This is a genomic window from Brachybacterium saurashtrense, assembly GCF_003355475.1.
Classification (GTDB): domain Bacteria; phylum Actinomycetota; class Actinomycetes; order Actinomycetales; family Dermabacteraceae; genus Brachybacterium; species Brachybacterium saurashtrense.
In genome coordinates this window covers 961,007-980,171 of sequence record NZ_CP031356.1, presented here as the reverse complement: position 1 = coordinate 980,171, position 19,165 = coordinate 961,007, and the positions used below count along the sequence as shown (strand labels likewise).

Sequence of the window (19,165 nt, the reverse complement as noted above, 5' to 3'; positions counted from 1 at the left end):
CCCGGGTCAGGAGCGGTCGCGGCGCTGCTCGTCGGAGGCGTCCTCATCCACGGTCACCCCGGGCACCGGGTCACCGGAGGCGTCCGCACGAGGTGCCTCGTCGGCGTCGTCCCCGCCCTCCGGGGCCTCCGCGCCGTCGGCGTCCGCGGAGTCCGCCGACTCCTCGGCCTCGACCTGCATCGCGATCGCCTGGCGGGCCCACTTGGACTGGCTGCCGTCCTCGGACTCGAGCACCACCACGTCGTCGTAGGCTTCGACGATCAGGCCGAAGAAGCCGGAGTGGGTGCGCACCTCGTCGCCGACGCCGAGCTGCCTCACCAGCTCCTGCTGCTGCTTCTGCGCCTTCCTCTGGCGCGAGGAGAGCAGCAGCATCGGCACGAACATGACGGCGAGCACGAGCAGGAGGAGGAGTTCCACGGATTTCCTTTCGGCGGACGGTCCGGGACCGTGCGGAGGCACGGTGCGCAGGCCGCCGCGGACGACTGACCGCCCCACTGTACCCGCCGCGTCCGGCCTCACCTCCCAGCCGGGACGTGAGGTGCGCGGCCGCCTCAGAACCTCCCCAGCATGGGTGCGGCGCCCACCGACCCCTCCGGCGGCTCGAGGCCCAGATGCTCCCAGGCCGCCGGCGCCGCCGCACGGCCGCGCGGGGTGCGCAGCAGGAAGCCCTCCCGCACGAGGTAGGGCTCGACCATCGTCTCCACCGTCTCCGTCTCCTCCCCCACCGCGACCGCGAGGGTGGAGAGCCCCACGGGCCCGCCCGCGAAGCGCCCGCAGAGGGCGGAGAGCACGGCGCGGTCCAGCCGGTCCAGGCCCCGCGCGTCGACCTCGTAGACCTGCAGCGCCTCCCGCGCCGCCTCGAGGTCCAGCCGCCCGCTGCCGCGCACCTGGGCCCAGTCCCGCACCCGTCGCAGCAGACGGTTCGCGATGCGCGGCGTGCCGCGCGAGCGCGAGGCGATCTCGCGCGCCGCATGCTCCTCGAGCTCGACCTCCAGCCGCTCGGCGGACCGACGGACCACCTCGTGCAGCTCCTCGGTGCCGTAGAAGTCGAGGTGGCCGATGAAGCCGAAGCGGTCCCGCAGCGGCGCGGGCAGCAGACCGGCACGGGTGGTCGCGCCGACCACGGTGAACGGCGGCAGCTCCAGCGGGATGGAGGTGGCCCCCACCCCCTTGCCCACCACGACGTCGACCCGGAAGTCCTCCATCGCGATGTAGAGCATCTCCTCGGCGGGCCGGGCGAGCCGGTGGATCTCGTCGATGAACAGCACCTCGCCCTCGTCGAGGGAGGAGAGGATCGCGGCGAGGTCGCCCGCGTGCTGGATGGCGGGGCCCGAGGTGATCCGCAGGGCGGCCGAGAGCTCGGCGGCGATGATCATCGCGAGCGTGGTCTTGCCCAGCCCGGGCGGACCGGACAGCAGCATGTGCTCCGGCGAGCGTCCCCGGCCGCTCGCGGCGTCGAGCACCAGCGAGAGCTGCTCGCGCACCACCTGCTGGCCCACGAACTCGTCGAGCCGGCGCGGGCGCAGCGCCGCCTCGGCGGTGCGCTCCGGCGGGACGGCCTCGGGACTGGTCACGGACGGGTCGCCGGGGTCCGTCATCGGTTCCCTCCCAGGCCGCGCAGCGCGCGGCGCAGCAGCTCGGCGGCGTCCAGGCCCTCGCCCTCCGCCTCGCGCACCGCCTGCACGGCCTTCTGCGCCGCCTTCTCCGGCCAGCCGAGACCCGTCAGCGCGTCGACCACATCGGCATCCGCGCCGCCCGGTGCGGCGGGCGCGGGCTGCGCGACCTCCTCGCCGCCGGGGATGCTGGGCGCCGGAAGCCGGCCGCCGAGCTCGAGCAGCATGCGGCTGGCCACCTTCGGGCCGATCCCGGGTGTGCGGGTGATCGCCGTCGCATCCTGCGCGGCGACGGCGCGGTGCAGCTCCTCGGGGGCCAGCACGGCCAGCACGGCCAGCGCCGTGCGCGGCCCGATCCCGGAGACGGACTGCACGATCCGGAAGGTCTCCGCCTCCTCGGGGTGCGGGAAGCCGTAGAGGGTCATGGAGTCCTCGCGCACCACCAGCTCGGTGTGGAGGGTCAGCTCGGCGCCGTGACGGGTGGCGCTCAGCGCCTCCGGGGTGGTGCGGACGAGGTAGCCGATCCCGCCCACCTCGAGCACGAGGGAGTCGAGGTCGATGCGGGCCACGCGGCCGGTCAGGGAAGCGATCACGCCCTCACCCTAGAACACGTGTTCGATCATTGGCGGGAGGTGGAGCGCTCCCGGGCGCGTCGGGCCTCGCGCTCGGCACGCGCCCACACGGCCTGGGCGCTGGTGCGGGCGCCGCCGGTGCGGTCCCGCGCCACCGGGCCCGGCCCTCGCCACAGCTGGGTGAGCGCGATCGCGACGGCGTCCGAGGCGTCCGCGGGCTGCGGGGCGGCGTCCAGGCCCAGCAGCTTCACCAGCATGGTCTGGACCTGCTTCTTGTCCGCCCGGCCGCTGCCGGTCACCGCGGCCTTCACCTCGGAGGGGGTGTGCATCGCCACGGGGATCCCGCGCTCGGCGGCCTCGAGCAGCGTGATGCCCGAGACCTGCGCGGTCCCCATGACGGTGGAGATGTTGTTCTGGCTGAACACCCGCTCCACCGCCACGCTGTCGGGGCCGTGCTCCTCGAGCACCTCCCGCAGGCCCCGGGCGATGGTGAGCAGGCGCTGGTCCAGGGGGGCGTCGGAGTCCGAGCGCAGCACGCCGGCATGCACGAGCCGGGCCCGCCGGCCGCCGAGGGCGTCGACCACGCCGATCCCGCAGCGGGTGAGCCCGGGATCCACGCCGAGCACGCGCATCATCGTCCTCCTCGCCGTCGTCGTGCGGGGGCCTCCGCGGGGCGGGCGGTGCGCGCGGCCGAGGAGGCGCGCGCATCGCCCGCTCCGGTCACTCGGAGCTCTCCAGCTGGGCCGCGACGTCCGCGGGGATGTCGAGGTTGGAGTACACGTTCTGCACGTCGTCGCTGTCCTCGAGCGCCTCGATGAGGTTCAGCGCCTTGCGCGCGCCCTCGAGGTCGACGGGGGTGCGCATCGTGGGCACGAACTGCGCCTCCGCGCTGTCGTAGTCGATGCCCGCCTCCTGCAGCGCGGTGCGCACGGCGACCACGTCCGTGGCCGCGGAGAGGATCTCGAAGGTCTCGCCCTCGTCGGTGATCTCCTCGGCGCCCGCGTCGAGCACCACCTCGAGGAGGTCGTCCTCGCTGAGCTCGCCCCGGGGGACGGTCACCACGCCCCGGCGCTCGAAGAGGTAGGAGACCGAGCCGGAGTCCGCCATGTTGCCGCCGCCGCGGTTGAAGGCGAGGCGCACCTCGGAGACCGCGCGGTTCTTGTTGTCGGTGAGGCACTCCACCAGCACGGCGACGCCGCCGGGCGCGTAGCCCTCGTACATGAGGGTCTCGTAGTCCACGCCGCCGCCGTCGAGGCCGCCGCCGCGCTTGACCGCACGGTCGATGTTGTCATTGGGGACGGAGGTCTTCTTCGCCTTCTGGATGGCGTCGTAGAGAGTCGGGTTCCCTGCCGGGTCGGGACCACCCATGCGCGCGGCGACCTCGATGTTCTTCACCAGCTTGGCGAACAGCTTGCCCCGCTTGGCGTCGATCACGGCCTTCTTGTGCTTCGTGGTCGCCCACTTGGAATGCCCGGACATCTCTCTCCTCCCGACTCTTCCGCCGGCCGGCGGCCGGCGGCGAACTGCCGCCCCATTCTAGGGGCAGGCGCCGCGCACCCCCGACGAGGACCGGGGAGGGCGGAGGCGCGGGAGCGGTACGGGACCGGTGCGCACCGCCTCAGCCGCGCACGACGGGCGCCGTGAGCGCACCGAGCAGTCGCCGCTGCGCCGTGATCGTCTCCAGCAGCTCGCGCTCGCGGGCGCGGGTCCTCGCGGTCGGCGCCGCGAACAGCACGCTGTGGCGTTCCATCCCCAGCGCGACCGCCGCCGTGATCAGGTGGCGCATGGCCATCCGCGCGACGGCGCCGTGGCGGGACGCCCACCGTTCGGCGCGCCGCCGACGGCGCATCGACACCAGCATCTCCACCTCGTGCGGCGCGAACCAGCCGGCGCGACCGTACTCGGAGAGCTGACGGCGCAGGATCCGCTTCTCCCGCAGGCGCAGCACCACCACGATCCCCACCAGCAGCACGAAGATCGGCACCTGGATGCTGACGTAGTAGCGGAAGAAGCCGGCCAGCGGCGCCTCGGGGTCGACGGGGAGCAGGAAGGAGGAGCCGTTCCAGATCGCGTGGAGCACCATCCCCAGCGACAGCCCGCCTATCCCCAGGCCCGCGTACAGCATCAGCGAGCGGCGTTCTGCCGCGATGCCGAGGCCCAGCCCGCACAGCGCGGTGAAGGAGACGTGCGCGAAGGGCGAGAGGAGCCCGCGCAGGAAGAACGTCTGCCAGAACACGGCGACCTCGCCGGCGGCTTGCGCCTGGTGGAAGGAGTCGCCGAAGTAGAGGATGTTCTCGGTGAAGGCGAAGCCGCCCGCGATCAGCGCCGCGTAGACCACGCCGTCCAGCGGTCCGGCGATGTATCGCCTCCCCCAGATCAGCAGGCCGAGCAGCCCGGCGGACTTCATGGCCTCCTCGATCACCGGCGCCTGCACCACGGCGCCGAGGAAGGTGTCGAGGGTCGGGCTGCTCTCCTCCGGCGAGATCCAGGCGGTGAAGAATCCCCCGAAGAACAGCGTGAGCAGCACGGAGCCGATCGCTCCCCAGGCGAAGGCGTAGAGCAGCGAGGCGCGCGGCTGGGGCGTGTAGCGGTCCAGCCACCACACGGCCCCGAGCACGATCGCGACCGGCACCAGCGCCGCGGTGAACGCCACCAGCGAGGTCCCCGCGCCGAGCGGCAGGATCACGAACAGGTACAGCAGCACCGCGGAGGCGGCCAGCAGCAGGAAGGAGAGCCCGAACGCGACCCAGCGCACCCAGGGGCGTCGACGCCGACGGGGACCCGCGGCGCCCGGGCCGATCCGTCCCGGTGCGTGCGGGTCCACCCGTTCCACGTCGTATCCGTAGCCGCCCTCGCGCGGCGACTCCGCCGCAGGCCGCGGCGGCGCGCTGGTGCCGGTCGTGCTCGTCACGGCGTCCCCTGCCTCTCCCCCGGTCGATGCGGCCCGTGCCGGGGGCCGCGCGCTTCTCGCGGAGCGGCCCGGCGGGGCCCGGCCATGCTAGCTCAGGGCCAGGCGTCGGCGTACAGGCGGCGCGTGTCCGCCAGCAGGATCGGCACGGCCTTGGTGCGCCCCACGATCGGCAGGAAGTTCGCATCCCCCTGCCAGCGCGGGACCACGTGCTGGTGCAGGTGGGCGGCGATCCCCGCCCCCGCCACTTCGCCCTGGTTCATGCCCAGGTTGAACCCGGCCGGGCGGGACACCTCGCGGATCACGCGCATCGCGGTGCGCGTCAGCTCGCCCACCTCGAGCACCTCGTCGCGGTCGAGGTCCGTGTAGTCCGAGACGTGCCGGTACGGGCACACCAGCAGGTGCCCCGCGTTGTACGGGTACAGGTTCAGGATCACGTAGGCCCGCTCGCCGCGGTGGACGATCAGGGCGTCCTCGTCGCTGCGCCGCGGCCCCGCGCAGAAGGGGCACTGCCCCTCGTCATGCGGGTCCGCGGGCTTGTCCTGCCCACCGATGTACGCCATCCGGTGCGGGGTCCACAGGCGCTGGGTGTCGTCGGGGACGCCCGCGAAGTCACGGGCGCCCTCGACGACGGGCTCCTCGGGGGAGGTCACACCTGCACCTTGTCGCGGATCGCGGTGACGATCCGCTCCACCGCGGTGTCCACGTCGATGCCGTTGTCCTGGCTGCCGTCGCGCATCCGGAAGGAGACCGCCCCCTTCTCCTGGTCCTCGCCGCCGGCGATGAGGAGGTAGGGCACCTTCTCCTTGGTGTGCGTGCGGATCTTCTTCTGCATGCGGTCGTCCGAGGAGTCGACCTCCACCCGCACGCCGTGCGCGCGCAGCTTCTGGGCGACCTCCTCGAGGTAGGGCACGTACTCGGCGGCGACCGGGACGCCCACCACCTGCACCGGGGCCAGCCACACCGGGAACGCACCGGCGTAGTGCTCCAGCAGCACGCCGAAGAAGCGCTCGATAGAGCCGAACAGGGCGCGGTGGATCATCACCGGACGCTGCCGGGAGCCGTCGGGAGCGGTGTACTCCAGCTCGAACAGCTCGGGCTCGAAGAAGTCCAGCTGGATGGTGGACAGCTGCCAGGTGCGGCCGATCGCGTCCTTCGCCTGGACGGAGATCTTCGGCCCGTAGAAGGCGGCGCCGCCCGGATCCGGCACCAGCTCAAGGCCGGAGGCGGTGGCGACCTCCTCGAGGGTGGCGGTGGCCTCCTCCCAGGTGGCGTCGTCGCCCACCGACTTCTCGGGGTCGCGGGTGGAGAGCTCCAGGTAGAAGTCGTCCAGCCCGTAGTCGCGCAGCAGGTCCAGCACGAAGCCCAGCAGCGAGCCGAGCTCCTCCTTCATCTGCTCGCGGGTGGTGTAGATGTGGGCGTCGTCCTGGGTGAAGCCGCGGGCACGGGTGAGCCCGTGCACCACGCCGGACTTCTCGTAGCGGTACACGCTGCCGAACTCGAACAGCCGCAGCGGCAGCTCGCGGTAGGAGCGGCCCCGGGAGCTGTAGACGAGGTTGTGCATCGGGCAGTTCATGGGCTTGAGGTAGTAGTCCTGGCCCTGCTTGGTGACGTGGCCGTCCGCGTCCACCTCCTCGTCCATGTGCATGGCGGGGTACATGCCGTCCGCGTACCACTCGAGGTGCTTGGAGGTCTCGAAGAGGTTCTTCTTCGTGATGTGCGGAGTGGAGACGAAGGAGTAGCCGGCCGCCACGTGGCGGCGGCGCGAGTAGTCCTCCATCTCCATCTTGATCATGGCGCCCTTGGGGTGGAACACGGGCAGCCCGGAGCCGATCTCGTCCGGGAAGGAGAACAGGTCCAGCTCGCTGCCCAGGCGGCGGTGGTCGCGCCGCTCGGCCTCGGCCACGCGCTCCTGGTAGGCGCGCAGCTCCTCCTTGGTGGGCCAGGCGGTGCCGTACACGCGCTGCAGCATCGGGTTCTTCTCGCTGCCGCGCCAGTAGGCGGCGGCGGAGCGGGTGAGGGCGAAGCCGTTGCCGATGAGCTTCGTGCTGGGCAGGTGGGGGCCGCGGCACAGATCGGTCCAGACCGTGCTGCCCTTCTTGTCCACGTTGTCGTACATGGTCAGGCCGCCCTCGCCCACTTCGACGCTGGCGCCCTCGGCGGCGTCGTCGGCGGTGGACTTCAGGCCGATGAGCTCGAGCTTGTAGGGCTCGGCGGCCTCCTCCGCGCGGGCGGCGTCGTCGGTGATCTCGCGGCGCACGAACCGCTGCCCGGACTTGACGATCCGGGTCATCTCCTTCTCGAGCGCCTTGAGGGACTCGGGGGTGAAGGGCTCGACGACGTCGAAGTCGTAGTAGAAGCCGTCGGTGACGGGCGGGCCGATGCCGAGCTTCGCCTCGGGGTTGATCTTCTGCACCGCCTGGGCGAGCACGTGGGCGGTGCTGTGGCGCAGGATCGCGAGCCCGTCGGGGCTCGAGATGTCCACGCCCTCGACGTCCTGGCCGGCGGCGGGGGCGGTGTCGAGGTCGCGCAGCTCGCCGTCGAGGCGCAGCGCGATGATCGAGACGGTGCCCTCGAAGAGGGCGGTGCCCGTGGTCCCCTCCTCGATCTGCTGGGGTGATCCGTCGAGGGTGATGGCGATCTGGGCCACGGGGGTGCTCCTTGGTTCTCGGGGTGAGCCGGCCGACGATGCCGGATCCGTCGTCGATCGTACCGGCCGGCGCGCCCGCGCCGGACCGGCCCCTCGACGGCGGCGGCTCAGAGGGAGCGCGCGAGCTCGCGGACCCGACGGAGCGCCTCCTCCATGATCTCCCCGGCACGATCGGGCTCGTGGTCCATGCCCTCGGCGGCGAGGGTGTGGGTGGTGCAGCCCAGGAACTGGAACATCCCGGCGATGTACAGGCTCGCGGGATCCTGCTGGCCGAAGTGCCCGCCGCTGGCCTGCAGATGCACCACGGTCTTGTCCGTGACCAGGCCCTCCGCCTCACCCTCGGCCGTGTACCGGAAGGTCACGCCGGCACGGCAGATGGTGTCGATCCAGGCCTTCAGCCGCGTGGGCACCGAGAGGTTCCACAGCGGGTTCGCGATCACCACCAGGTCCGCGCTCTGGAACTGCTTGGTGTACTGGTCGAACAGTGCCAGCTTGTTCTGCTGGGCACCGGGGTGGGCGATACTGGGTTCGATCCAGGTGATCGGCATCCGGGACCCTGCCCGGTCACAGCGACATCTATGGCGCCGTCCGCCGCGCGATCGACCCTGTGCGCATGTCGGCGTCCTCGCGCGAGGGCCTCGGCGTCACGAGCCGAGAATCCTCGCCTTCTCCGCAGCGAACTCGGAGGGGCTGAGCACTCCCTGGGCCTGGAGCGCCCCCAGGCGCTCCAGCTCGTCGAGGCGCGCACCGGAATCCATCGGCGTTGCGATCGGTGGCGCCGGCTGGGGAGGGGGCGGAGGGACGAAGCCCTGCTGTTCGGCGCCCTGGGCCGCCCAGCGGCCGGCCTGTCGGCGCGACACGCGATTCGACACTGCTGTCGCCGTCCCGGCGATCGCTGCGGTGCGTGCAATTCCTCGGATCAATCCCGGCATCTTGCCGTCCCTTCCTTCAGGGGGCCCGACGGACCCCGATTCTGCGAACTCAGACCGAAACCGCAGCCATGAGGTCGTCGAGCGGGATCCGCCCGCTCGCGATCATCTGAGCTCCTCCGCGCCGGAGCGCGGAGGCCAGAGGTGCGGCCCAGACGTTCTCGTAGATGAGCACCCCGGCTGTGCTCCCTTCGGCGAGCGCGCTCGCCGCCTGCGAGATGTCCTCGTCGTCGAGAAGACCCGACGACGCCCCGTCGAAGACAGTCAGATCCAGCACTCCGTCGCCATCGAGGTCTCTCGCTTCGACCACCTCGACGGCACCGTGCGCCCCCTTCGTCACGAACAGCAGATCAAGAATGCGGATGACACCGCGATCGACGAGGTCCAGCAGGTGGGAGAGCCCTTCGCCCGCCACCTGTCCGCCGGGAAACTCGATGATCAGAAAGTCGACGGGCCCGAGTTCGACGTCCTCGGCCCCTGCAGCTGTCTCGGTCATGACGACCTCCTCGTCTCGGAAACGCTGATGCCGCGACGCTAGTGCTGTGTCCCCGTCGCGGCTTCACCCCCTTCGGGCCACCCGGCGCAGCGGAAGGCCACGCGCTCGCGCCGTCCGGCCCCCGCGAGCGCCCCGGAGACGGACACTGTCGGTCCAGCAATCCTCGACGTCCCCGCTGACCCACACGCACGCGGACGCTCCGTGCGCAACTCACCCTCCGTGGGTGAGTGCAAGCGAGTACGTGGCCACCGGGATCAGACGATCACCCCACCGGAAGGGTTCACTCATGAACTTCTGGGACGTCCTCGTCATCGTCATGATCTGCTTCGTCTTCCTGGCATACCTCGTAGTGCTCGTCAGCATCATCAGCGATATCTTCCGCGACCACGCCCTGCCGGGCTGGGCGAAGGCGCTATGGATGATCGCGATGGTGTTCCTGCCGATCCTCACTGCGGTCCTGTACCTCTTCCTTCGCGGCAGCGGCATGGCAGAGCGGTCCGCCGTCCTCGACAACGCGCTCGGCAACGCCTCGATCTCCGATGAGATCGCCAAGGCCGTATCGATGCGCGATGCCGGCATCATCGATGACACAGAGTTCGAGACGATCAAAGCCAAAGCCCTGAACCGCTGATCACGAGAGCGCCCTCGCCTCCTACTGGAGCGCAGCGGTCAGGCGCATGACGTTGTCCATGTAGGCTCCCCACCAGCTGCGACGCCGCCACCCGGCGAGAGTCAGCTCGCTGGAGAGCTCGCGGTAGTTGTCCTGCACCTCTGCAAGACGGGACACGACCGCGGCATCGTGCATGACGACCACCACCTCGTAATCCAGGGCGAAGGACCTCATGTCCATGTTGCTGGAACCCACGACCGCAACGGCGCCGTCCACTGTCACGTGCTTCGCGTGAAGGATTGCGGGTGCGGGATAGAGCCAGATCCGCACCCCCGCGTCGAGAAGGGCGCGATAGTACGAGCGCTGGGCGTGGTGGACCATGAACTGATCCGCCTCCGCGCTCGCGAAGAGCTCCACCTCCACGCCGCGACGCGCCGCTGTCGTCACCGCATAGAGCAGCGACTCGTCGGGGACGAAGTATGGGCTGGTGATGGACAGCTTCGAGGTGGCGGCATAGATCAGGCTGTTGAACATCCGCAGATTGTTCTCCGTGACGTAGCCGGGACCGCTCGGGACGACTTGGCAGTCGACGTCGTCGGGTACGGGCTCTGCAGTCCTCAACTCTTCACGCAGATCCTCGTCCGTCTCGGCGAACCAATCCGTGGCGAAGACCGTCTCGAGCTGCCGGACCACTGGACCCTGCAGTCGCACCATCAGGTCCACCCATTCGCGACCGAGGCGATGGTTCTTCGGCTTGTTGTACCCGGGCTCGATGAGATTCTGGGAGCCGGTGAATGCGACCTGGCCATCCACCACCAGAATCTTGCGATGGTTACGGAGATCCGGTCGCCGGGTCTGCCCCTTCAGCGGCGCGATCGGGAGCATCTTCTCCCATCGGATCGGGGATGCATCGAGGCGTCGCAGGAACTCGGGGTACCCCGGGATGCCTCGTGTCCCCAGATGATCGAACAACAGGCGCACAGCGACTCCGCGTTCGGCCGCCGCCACGAGCTCGTCGAAGAAATCGGCGGTCGCCCGGTCCCACGCAGCGATGTAGAACTCCACGTGCACTGACCTTTGCGCGCGGGCGATCTCTCGGCACATCGCTGCCATGCACTTGAGCTGGTCGTCGAGGATATCGGCACCGTTCCCGCCGATGAGAGGCAGCCCGCCGAGCTCCTGGTTCAATCGGGAGATGCCACTCCACGTATCCGCACCGCACCCCTCCTCGGTGCCACCGGAGTGGTGGCGGAGCCTGAGCTGCTCGTCGACGTCACGTTGGATGCCGCGCCGCCGGCGTCCGACGGTCGTGTTGCCGAGCAGCAGGTACCCCACAGCGCCCACGACGGGGACCGCCAGGATGAGGATGAGCCATGCCATGCCCGACGATGGCTTCGACCGTCCCGGGATGACTCCGAGAGCTGCGATGCAGAACACCACATGAGCGAGCGCGACGCCCACTGCCAGCAGGGCCGCCAGGACTGTCAGAGACTCGGACATCGTCACACCTCTCCTCGAGTCCTCCGGACGCTATGGGAAGAGAGTCAGCTACGGTTCACCTCCGAAGGGTGAGCACATGGTCGGTCCTCACGGGCTGATGGCCGTGCGATGGGCGCCCCGCCGTGCACTCGACGACGAGTCGGGGTCGTCTGGACGCACGATGGCTCGCCATCGAGCCGCCGCGGAACGAGTTCACCCGTCCTCGTCGTCCGTGGGCATCGTCACGACCTCGATCACGTCGACGTCCATAGCGCTGAGGAGATTCAGAATACCCTGGAGCTCCTGCTGATCCGCAATGTTTCCGGTCAGAGTTGTCGTCGCACGCTGAGTGCGTTTTAGAAGCTCGGGAAAGATGCTCGTAAAATCGTCGGAGAGGTCCGCATCGACCCGAATATGAACCCGTTTCACCACGAACACACCTTTTCTTCACGCGCCCGCAGGGCTGCCACGCTCGGTTCGTCGGACCATGCGAGCGGATTCCGCGAGACACTCACAGCTGACGCCCCGACCAGGGGCCCGTGCACTCATGGCGCCCACGGCACGGAGCGCATCCAGCTGGTTCGCGTCCGGCATCGGGCGAGATTCCGTGCTGCCGAACGCCACGGTCGACCGGGTCCAGACATCCTCGTGAGCGCCTCGCTCGGGGGTATCTACCAGTACTCGGAGCGCGGCGACATCGGTGCACCCCGCCGCCGGCGACGACACACAGCGCTTTCGGATACTCATATGATCTTGGGGAACGCGACGAGGCACACCACACCGATGACGAAGAGAATCTCACCGCACGCCAGCAGTGTGAACGACATCCGCTGGGTACGCTGCCTCTGAGAGATCGCCACGAAGAAGAGAACGGTGGCGAAGAGGACGGTCAGCAGTGTGTAGTTGTCCCCGCGTCGGTTGAAGGTGAGGGCGTCCTCGAAGTGCTGATCCGCACGGGCGTCCGCTTCGATCGCCTCGGCTCTGCCTGGCGGGGAGTACTCTTCGAGACCGAACGGAGCCTCGGGAGCGTCTGGATCCTCCAGCGGATCCATCGCGATCCACACCTCGAACGCCTCGGTGAAATGGTCCGTGAAGCGGGACCGCACGAACCCCTCCAAGTTCTCATCGCCGATCGCTACGGCTTCGACGTACGAAGAGAACACCTGCAGGTCGAAGTTCCTTGCCGCCTCGGCCTCCGTGTCGTACCGGGAGGCTTCGATGCGCGCCGAGGATGCCCTCGAGAAGGCGATCGACATCTCTCCTCCCCACTTGCTCGCCTCGAATCCGCTCCATGCTGTCAGGAGAGCTGTGACGGCGAGCGTGACGACGGAGATGTACTCCAGGACTCCCTTCGACCTCTCGTCGACTTCGACTCGACCCCGTCGCCGTCCCGGCACAGCATCCGTCTCCACAACCGGGCGAGCTGCCTGCTCGGGCGTTTTCCCGTCCTGAGATCTTCCGTTCATGACATTCTCCCGCCCCCCGCCCGTTCTCCTCCGCGAACCTCAGCACTGCCCGAAGCCCCACCATCGGGGCCACTCCCCTGGCCCGGCAGTCCCGTTGACAGAGGAAGCACTCCTGCGCACACAGGCTCCTCGGCTCTCACAGCGCTCCACCCTTACTCGCACCCATTCTGTACAGACGCAGAGCTGCCCAGTCGATACCCGCACGGAGGGCCAGTGCAACGACTCCGTACACGATCATCGCGAAGAGGATGGAGGTGTCCAGAACAGCTTCCACCTGATTTCCCGTCTTCCCGAGATCAATCGGCGAGAAGATCCCGCGGAATGGCTCCATAGAGCGTTCCAAAGCGCGATACACCCACTGGACGAAGCTGGCATCTGGATTGGCCCCGAACAGCAGCAGAATGAAACCCAGAACAAGGACTACCTCTGTCACCAGCACGTAGACGTACAGCACGTAGACGAGAAACCGTGCTCCCCGAAGGACGGCCCACGCCGGGGGATGCTCGGGAGACGCTCTCGTCTCTCGCGTCGTCTCGCCACCTGCGGGCCTGTCAAGTGTCATGAGTCTTCGCTCCCTTCAGTGACGATCCACACCGTCTCGGCAGACCCCAAGAACGTGGCGTGAGCGGCAGGCCTCTCATGCGCGGGGCCTCGTCGGTCGTTCTGTGAGCATTCGCCACATGCGTCCGACGGACTTCCCCCGAAGCGGGTGGCTCTCATTCATCGACACGAGCTACGTGATGGCGCGCCCGAGCTTGGACGCGCTCTCCGCACACCGCGATCACGGCCCAGGACGCCAGCACCAGCAGCGTTCCCAGGGCCGAAGCGGGCCACGGCCGCAGGAAGAGACTCTCCAGGGAGTTCACACCGTGCTCCACTCCCGTGAGGATGAGCGCAGCCCCTGCCACCGCCGTGCCCCAGCGCAGCATCGGAGTCCTCCACCTGGCAGTGAGCCACGCGCAGCCGAGGGCGATCGGTGGAACCAAAGCGACCGCGAGGATCCACGACGTGTCGGAGGCACCCGAGATGAGGGCCACCGCTTTGATCGCGGTGACGCCCCCCACGACGAAGCCGGCTACGAAGAACGCCGACCTCGACACGAGCAGCATCACGAGCAGGGCCCCTATGGCGACGAGCAACGCGATGAGCAATGAGGCGAGGGGGGTGGTGTCGAGCACGAGGGCCAGGGTCCAGCCCGCCCCGAATCCCGCCACGAGCACGGCGAGGCGCACGGATCTGGCCCCGGCGAAGCACATGGCGGTGCCGGCAGCGATGAGCATCAGCGGTGACATAGTTCCCCCTGGGCGATCCGCGCCGAACAGTCGCCCCGAGAGTCCCCCGACCTCCTGCGGTACGTATCCTCTGAAACCGGTGAGACTCGCGCGTCAGAGCAAGCCGCGCTCGCGCGCCTTCCGTACGGCCGAAGCGCGATTGTTGATGCCCAGCTTCCGATAGATCGAGCGGACGTGTGTCTTGACGGTGTTCTCGCTGATCCCTCGAGCCTCGGCGATCTCGCGGAGGGTCAGCATTGCAGGAAGGTCGCGCAGAAGGCACTGCTCACGGTGGGTGAGAGCACGGTCCGCAGGTGACGAATCGCGAACGTCCGAGCGATTCCGATTCCTGAAGAGGCTATCGACGAAATGTTCGGCCCCACCAAAGCGGCCCCGATGCGCGGCGAGCAGCGGTCGGACATCATCCCAGGCATCGAGAAAGGGACGCCTGAACGAATGAGGTGCCGCCCGCTCGAGAGCCGACTCGAGCGACACGAAGCTTCGCTGGTGATTTCCCAGCCCGTTCTCAAGAACAGCAGCGAGCACATCAGCCGTCACCGTCGCCGTCGCTGCGTGCACGGCAACCCTGCCGTCTCGACATTCCCTGAGGTGCATGACGGCCTCCTCGGCACGTCCCCGAGCTGCGAGAACCTGAGCGTGCGTGAGCACCGCCTCGACGCTGCCCGGCAGCCGTCGCCGCGTCCTGTCCGCCGCCGCCTCTGCCCAGTCGATGTGTCCCGTGAGCAGGCAAACACGGATCTCCTGGGGAGCCGACTGACTGATCAGCGCCGGCGACACCTGGTCCACCTCGCTGGTGCGCTCCCAGATCTGATGGACGCTGGCCGCAGCCTCCGCGAGTTCGGCGCCTGATCCCCGATCGAACTGCGACAACGCCTGCAAGCTTCGAAGGCCGATTCCTATCTCCACGTTATGGGCGCCGACCAGCGCGCGCGCCCCGCTCTCGGAGTGCTCGAACAGCTCCGCCGAATCACCGGTCTGGAAAGCTGTCCATGCGGCGACCAGGTGAGCATGGGCGAGACGAACCGACTCTCCCCAGCCATTGCTGCGGGCGAACTCGATGGCCCGCCGTGCCCAGTACCTGGCTGGGCCCCATTCGCAGAGGGCTCCGTGCATCCCTGCCAGCTGTGATATCGCATACAACGCGCTGTGCTGGTACTCACGTGCGGTCGCGATCCTGAGCACCTTCTCCAGATCGCTGACCGCACCCGAGAAATCTCCGGTGCGCATGCGGCATGGGGGACGCGCGGTGAGAACGATCAGGTCCACGTCGCTGTCCCCGGTAGGGGGGACGTCAAGGACGGTGGTCTGCGCCGACGCCGTGGAGACGTCACCACCGAAGAGAGACCTGAGCACGATCGTCGCCGAGAGCAGAGCCGCCGACCGAAGATCCTCCGGGAACGGATCCCTGTCAGCGAGAAGGCCCAGCCACGCATCGGCCATGTCTGGTTCTGACATCTCCAGTGCGGCGAGTGCCGCCACGAGGATGATTCGAGGATCCATCTTCCCGGACCGAGGCGGCGCCCCGACGAGACTGAGGATCCAGCCCGACTGCCCGCAGAGGATCAGATGCGGGCCGTGATGGCTGAGCAGGTCGTTCAGCAGGTCGCCATCACGAGAAGAGAAAGCATGCGCAATAGCCGATGCAGGATCTCCATAATTCTCGAACCACAGTGCGGAACGAACATGCTGGTGTCGCAGGCCGCTGATGTCCCTGCGATTCAGCGTCGCGATCAGATAGCTCCTCAACAGGCTGTGATAGCGGTAGCAGGAGCCATCATCGGACTGAGTGACGAGCGCGTTCAGTCGACACAACTCATCGAGTTCTTCTCCTGCATCATCGCGTCCGGAGAGATGGGCTGCCAGTTCCACGGTCAGCTGACGCGGAACACACGTCGCGAGGAGGAATTCGTAGCGCTCCGCGGAGAGCTTCTGGATGATCTCGGCGAAGAGGTAGTCCGCGACCCGGTGATCGCTCCCTTCGAACATGTCGATGAGTACAGCCGGATCGGCGACGCTTCTCATCGAGAAGGCAGCCAGGCCGAGCCCGACTGCCCACCCCTCCGTCCTCGCGAGCAGGCGGGAGACATCGGAGACCTCGATCCGGTCAGTGACGCGCTCGAACAGCGCCACGGCCTCGTCAAGTGTGAAGGCGAGATCAGCGCCGCTCACCTCGCTGTACGAGTCGCCCGCGACGCGCGCGTGCAGGGAGATCCTCGGCGCTGAGCGCGACAGAAGAATGATCGACGTGGCGGGCGGCATCTCGGTGAGGAGCAGATCGAGGCCGGCCAGGACGGCGGGATGGTGCAGTCGGTGGACATCGTCCAGCACCACGGCGCCAAGCGATGTCCTTCCGATGGCCTGCGCGATCGCGACGATGAAGCGTGCATCGAAATCCCGACGCGGGGGTGTCATCGCACGAAGCCGGACGGCTGCCGCATCATCCGACGCGATGGCGCATGCCTGGAGAAGCGCGGACCAGAACTCGAACGGACGATCGTCCACGCCCTCCACAGTCAGCCAGGCGACGTCGTCGCCGTCCGAGATCCTGCGGCGTGCCCAGTCCGCGACGAGCATCGTCTTCCCTGAACCTGCGGGTGCAGAGACCAGAGTGATCCGATGCTGGCCGAGCACATCCTCTGTCAGACGCCTCCGACTCACGAAGGCCTTCGGGAGCCGGGGCGGGCGCAACCTCGAGGGCGCGACGAAGAGCCCCCCTCCTGCAACCCTGGCCCCCACGATGCCGCCCCTCCCTCAAGGCGTGTTCCAGAGCCACGCCTCGACGCTTTCAAGCGAGTATCGTCGTGGTCGATGCTGGCAGTCAATGAGCGCAAGAAATACCGCCGCTGACCCCGTGACGGGGGTCCGGGGCGGCCGGCCCAAACGCCTCAGGAATCCGAACCAGTCCGCGGCCCGACCTCCGGACCTTCTCGATCCCCGGGGGCGCGCTCGTCCTCCTCGTGCTCGCAGAGCTCGGGCTCGCGTGCGGCTTCGCTCTCGGGGACAGGTTGCCCCGACTTCCCCGCAGCAAGGGGCAGCGCCCACGCCGTGTTGCGGTCCACCTCGAGGAACATCGCTCTGGCCAGAAGGCTGAGCGGAACGGCGAGCAGTGCCCCGATGGGTCCGAGCAACCAGGCCCAGAAGGCCAGCGACAGAAATGTCAACGTCGCCGACAGTCCGACGGCGTCACCGACGATCCGCGGCTGGATCATGGACTGGATCACGAAGTTGATGACGCAGTAGAGCACGATGACGAGGAGCATCTTCCCCGTGCCGCCGTCCAGCAGCGCGATGAACGCCGGGGGCACGAGACCGATGACGAACCCGATGTTCGGAATGTAGTTCGTGACGAATGCCAGCACTGCCCATGCGAAGGCCCCAGGGACGTCCAAAAGGTAGAGCACGATGCCGTCGACCACCGCGACGATCAATCCGAAGCCTGTCGCCACGTTCATGTAGTTGCGAGTCCCGCGAGTGAAGCTTGCGAGCGCCTCGACAACTCCTGGAAAATGGCGCCTCCCTGCGAAGGCAAGACCGCGGCGTGTCGAATCGGTGTCGAAGGCGAAGAACAGAAGAATGGTGGCGAGGAAGAACAGGTTTGCGACCATGCCGAAGCTGCTCGACAGGATGGCCGCTATGATGTTGAGCAGTCGGCCCGGATCGAGAGAATCCATGATGGTGTCTACGTGCATCGAGTCCATCCCGGCCGCGCTCAGAACTGCTCCGAGAGTTGATCTCGCCTCATGGAGCTTCTCCGAATACTGAGGCACCAGCGCGGCCAGCTGCGACGCCGACACGAAGAGCGCGATGGCGAGAAACAGCAACTCCAAATAGGCGATGAGCAACATGAGCGTGGAGTTCACCCATCCGGGCAGGCGCCAGCGCTCCAGGCGCTTCCGGATGGGATGCAGCGTGACGGTAATGACCAGGGCAAGGAACACCGGTGCAACGATTCCCGAGATCGCACGCATCCCGGCCAGAACGATCACCACGGACGCAGCGCCGACCAGTATCACTGCGACACGTGGACGGGAATCCGCAGCAGAACTGCCGCTCCGTGCGTAGACTTCAGCCATTGCACACCGTCGTCCATCGCGACCCGTTGGCCCTCGTGTCTACGTGCCCGGGCACGCCACAAGTCTCACTTCGATAATCCGGGGCGAGCGGTCGCTGCTTGGCAAGACCTGACGCTCCGCACCGATTCGGCGACGTCCGTCGCAGATGCATGCCCAGGATACGGTTCCGCACCACTCTCTCCCTCCCGAGCCGATCGTAGATGGCCCATCTCAGCGCCGGCCCCTCGCCATCGCTTCCCCCGGATCGCGTGAACTGGGCGACCAGGCACCGGCCTTGCGCCGCGCGGCATGCCCGTGGCGCGGGAGCTCGCGGAGGACGGTCTGAGGGAGGCACGAGGATCGGAGGGAGAGTCGCAGATCGCAGTCGGCATCCCTGCGCTCATCTGGGGCGGGCGGGGGGGGAATCAGCCCGGGTCCGGTGGAGGCTCTGATACCACGGGAGGACGAGGGGCATCGCAGTACCGAGGGATCCCCGGATGAGCTTCGGGCGAGGGCCACGAGGATGGCCGTGGAAGAGCGACGGGATCCAGCGACGAGGTCGGGAACGTCCCGTCGCATCGGTGAGGAGCTCGGGATCAGTTGAGTGCCGCATAGTGGTGCAGCGCGGTGGTCACCGTGAACGACCCGGACGGGGACGCGGCCACCATATGATTCCCCAAGAAGGCTCTCTACTTCTCATTCGAGCGCGGTCGTCACGATGACCGCTCCTCTTACTGTCGACCCTGCTGGCCTGCTCAGCCACGCTCTGTCCGAAGCGTCACCGGATCCGATGCGTGATCTGCTGCAGAGCACGATCAACATGCTGCTGTCCGCGGATGCCGACCTCGTCACCGGCGCGGAGTACGGCCCGCCCGGCGGGACCCGGAGCGCCCAGTGCAACGGCTACCGCCACGGCGAGCTCGACACGCGCGTCGGCACGATCGAGGTTGCTGTGCCCACGCTCCGTTCGGGCAGCTATGTCCCCCACTGGATGCTGGAGCGTCGCGAGCGGGCCGAGACCGTGCTGGTCACCGTGGTCGTCGACTGCTACCTCGCCGGCGTCTCCACCCGCCGCATGGCTCCCAGGCGCGCGCTTCG

The 19,165-nt window shown here is 68.3% G+C and carries 19 protein-coding genes and 1 pseudogene; 2 read left to right on the top strand and 18 right to left on the bottom strand.

Going from position 1 to position 19,165, the window contains the following annotated elements; translation table 11 throughout:
- Window positions 1-6 precede the first annotated feature (6 nt).
- The 11 genes from yajC to DWV08_RS04425 all read right to left on the bottom strand — a co-directional run bounded on the left by yajC (window position 7) and on the right by DWV08_RS04425 (window position 9,168).
- Complete coding sequence (gene yajC / locus DWV08_RS04475) at window positions 7-417, bottom strand: preprotein translocase subunit YajC (RefSeq protein WP_115412688.1); 411 nt, start codon at window positions 415-417, stop codon at window positions 7-9.
- Window positions 418-551: 134 nt separating this feature from the next.
- Entirely contained in the window at window positions 552-1,598 is a 1,047-nt protein-coding gene (ruvB, locus tag DWV08_RS04470; protein ID WP_115412687.1) for a Holliday junction branch migration DNA helicase RuvB, read from the bottom strand.
- Complete coding sequence (ruvA, locus tag DWV08_RS04465; protein WP_115412686.1) at window positions 1,595-2,206, bottom strand: Holliday junction branch migration protein RuvA; 612 nt, start codon at window positions 2,204-2,206, stop codon at window positions 1,595-1,597. The genes ruvB and ruvA overlap by 4 nt, the downstream gene beginning before the upstream one ends.
- 26 nt (window positions 2,207-2,232) lie before the next feature.
- Window positions 2,233-2,817: a crossover junction endodeoxyribonuclease RuvC gene (gene ruvC / locus DWV08_RS04460; protein ID WP_162801623.1), complete on the bottom strand. Its 585-nt coding sequence runs from the start codon at window positions 2,815-2,817 to the stop codon at window positions 2,233-2,235.
- Window positions 2,818-2,905: 88 nt separating this feature from the next.
- Window positions 2,906-3,664: a YebC/PmpR family DNA-binding transcriptional regulator gene (locus DWV08_RS04455; protein WP_115412684.1), complete on the bottom strand. Its 759-nt coding sequence runs from the start codon at window positions 3,662-3,664 to the stop codon at window positions 2,906-2,908.
- Window positions 3,665-3,803: 139 nt separating this feature from the next.
- Window positions 3,804-5,096 (bottom strand): PrsW family intramembrane metalloprotease, encoded by a 1,293-nt coding sequence (locus tag DWV08_RS04450; protein WP_115412683.1) that lies wholly within the window; start codon window positions 5,094-5,096, stop codon window positions 3,804-3,806.
- Between the two features lie 92 nt (window positions 5,097-5,188).
- Entirely contained in the window at window positions 5,189-5,746 is a 558-nt protein-coding gene (locus tag DWV08_RS04445) for an HIT family protein (RefSeq protein WP_115412682.1), read from the bottom strand.
- Window positions 5,743-7,743 carry a threonine--tRNA ligase gene (thrS, locus tag DWV08_RS04440; protein WP_115412681.1) on the bottom strand — a complete coding sequence of 667 codons (2,001 nt, stop codon included), beginning with the start codon at window positions 7,741-7,743 and terminating at the stop codon, window positions 5,743-5,745. Before thrS ends, DWV08_RS04445 begins: the two co-directional genes overlap by 4 nt.
- A gap of 107 nt (window positions 7,744-7,850) precedes the next feature.
- Complete coding sequence (locus tag DWV08_RS04435; RefSeq protein WP_277601789.1) at window positions 7,851-8,291, bottom strand: FMN-dependent NADH-azoreductase; 441 nt, start codon at window positions 8,289-8,291, stop codon at window positions 7,851-7,853.
- A gap of 96 nt (window positions 8,292-8,387) precedes the next feature.
- The gene (locus DWV08_RS17360; RefSeq protein WP_338142906.1) at window positions 8,388-8,501 is read right to left on the bottom strand and encodes an SHOCT domain-containing protein; all 114 of its coding nucleotides are present in this window, start codon (window positions 8,499-8,501) and stop codon (window positions 8,388-8,390) included.
- Window positions 8,502-8,724: 223 nt separating this feature from the next.
- Window positions 8,725-9,168: a DUF6325 family protein gene (locus tag DWV08_RS04425; RefSeq protein ID WP_115412679.1), complete on the bottom strand. Its 444-nt coding sequence runs from the start codon at window positions 9,166-9,168 to the stop codon at window positions 8,725-8,727.
- A 286-nt stretch (window positions 9,169-9,454) separates the two neighbouring features.
- Here DWV08_RS04425 and DWV08_RS04420 point away from each other — a divergent pair, with 286 nt between their 5' ends.
- A complete protein-coding gene (locus DWV08_RS04420; protein ID WP_115412678.1) occupies window positions 9,455-9,799 on the top strand; it encodes an SHOCT domain-containing protein in 345 nt (114 codons plus the stop codon).
- Between the two features lie 21 nt (window positions 9,800-9,820).
- On the opposite strand, the gene cls is transcribed toward DWV08_RS04420, so the two are convergent.
- From cls to DWV08_RS04385, 7 genes are all read right to left on the bottom strand, one after another.
- Window positions 9,821-11,278: a cardiolipin synthase gene (gene cls, locus DWV08_RS04415; RefSeq protein ID WP_115414907.1), complete on the bottom strand. Its 1,458-nt coding sequence runs from the start codon at window positions 11,276-11,278 to the stop codon at window positions 9,821-9,823.
- A gap of 192 nt (window positions 11,279-11,470) precedes the next feature.
- Window positions 11,471-11,689 (bottom strand): hypothetical protein, encoded by a 219-nt coding sequence (locus DWV08_RS04410; RefSeq protein ID WP_127097505.1) that lies wholly within the window; start codon window positions 11,687-11,689, stop codon window positions 11,471-11,473.
- A 311-nt stretch (window positions 11,690-12,000) separates the two neighbouring features.
- Window positions 12,001-12,723 (bottom strand): hypothetical protein, encoded by a 723-nt coding sequence (locus tag DWV08_RS04405; protein WP_241237395.1) that lies wholly within the window; start codon window positions 12,721-12,723, stop codon window positions 12,001-12,003.
- 136 nt (window positions 12,724-12,859) lie between these two features.
- Window positions 12,860-13,177: a YggT family protein gene (locus tag DWV08_RS04400; protein ID WP_162801498.1), complete on the bottom strand. Its 318-nt coding sequence runs from the start codon at window positions 13,175-13,177 to the stop codon at window positions 12,860-12,862.
- Window positions 13,178-13,439: 262 nt separating this feature from the next.
- Window positions 13,440-14,003, bottom strand: coding sequence for a DUF4203 domain-containing protein (locus DWV08_RS04395; RefSeq protein WP_162801497.1), 564 nt, complete (start codon window positions 14,001-14,003; stop codon window positions 13,440-13,442).
- A 105-nt stretch (window positions 14,004-14,108) separates the two neighbouring features.
- Window positions 14,109-16,589, bottom strand: coding sequence for a winged helix-turn-helix domain-containing protein (locus DWV08_RS04390; RefSeq protein WP_115412674.1), 2,481 nt, complete (start codon window positions 16,587-16,589; stop codon window positions 14,109-14,111).
- A gap of 311 nt (window positions 16,590-16,900) precedes the next feature.
- Window positions 16,901-18,088 carry an AI-2E family transporter gene (locus tag DWV08_RS04385; RefSeq protein WP_115412673.1) on the bottom strand — a complete coding sequence of 396 codons (1,188 nt, stop codon included), beginning with the start codon at window positions 18,086-18,088 and terminating at the stop codon, window positions 16,901-16,903.
- A 697-nt stretch (window positions 18,089-18,785) separates the two neighbouring features.
- Here DWV08_RS04385 and DWV08_RS04380 point away from each other — a divergent pair.
- A pseudogene (locus DWV08_RS04380) lies at window positions 18,786-19,145 on the top strand (transposase); the annotation flags it as partial.
- Between the last annotated feature and the right edge of the window lie 20 nt (window positions 19,146-19,165).

Excerpts from the sequence above, each read along its gene's own strand:
- ruvB (WP_115412687.1), bottom strand. The coding sequence starts at position 1,598 with ATGACGGACCCCGGCGACCCGTCCGTGACCAGTCCCGAGGCCGTCCCG.
- ruvC (WP_162801623.1), bottom strand. The coding sequence starts at position 2,817 with ATGCGCGTGCTCGGCGTGGATCCCGGGCTCACCCGCTGCGGGATCGGC.
- DWV08_RS04455 (WP_115412684.1), bottom strand. The coding sequence starts at position 3,664 with ATGTCCGGGCATTCCAAGTGGGCGACCACGAAGCACAAGAAGGCCGTG.
- DWV08_RS04435 (WP_277601789.1), bottom strand. The coding sequence starts at position 8,291 with ATGCCGATCACCTGGATCGAACCCAGTATCGCCCACCCCGGTGCCCAG.
- DWV08_RS17360 (WP_338142906.1), bottom strand. The coding sequence starts at position 8,501 with ATGGATTCCGGTGCGCGCCTCGACGAGCTGGAGCGCCTGGGGGCGCTC.
- DWV08_RS04425 (WP_115412679.1), bottom strand. The coding sequence starts at position 9,168 with ATGACCGAGACAGCTGCAGGGGCCGAGGACGTCGAACTCGGGCCCGTC.
- DWV08_RS04420 (WP_115412678.1), top strand. The coding sequence starts at position 9,455 with ATGAACTTCTGGGACGTCCTCGTCATCGTCATGATCTGCTTCGTCTTC.
- cls (WP_115414907.1), bottom strand. The coding sequence starts at position 11,278 with ATGTCCGAGTCTCTGACAGTCCTGGCGGCCCTGCTGGCAGTGGGCGTC.
- DWV08_RS04405 (WP_241237395.1), bottom strand. The coding sequence starts at position 12,723 with ATGAACGGAAGATCTCAGGACGGGAAAACGCCCGAGCAGGCAGCTCGC.
- DWV08_RS04395 (WP_162801497.1), bottom strand. The coding sequence starts at position 14,003 with ATGCTCATCGCTGCCGGCACCGCCATGTGCTTCGCCGGGGCCAGATCC.
- DWV08_RS04390 (WP_115412674.1), bottom strand. The coding sequence starts at position 16,589 with ATGCTCGTCGCGGACTGGGCACGCCGCAGGATCTCGGACGGCGACGAC.
- DWV08_RS04385 (WP_115412673.1), bottom strand. The coding sequence starts at position 18,088 with ATGGCTGAAGTCTACGCACGGAGCGGCAGTTCTGCTGCGGATTCCCGT.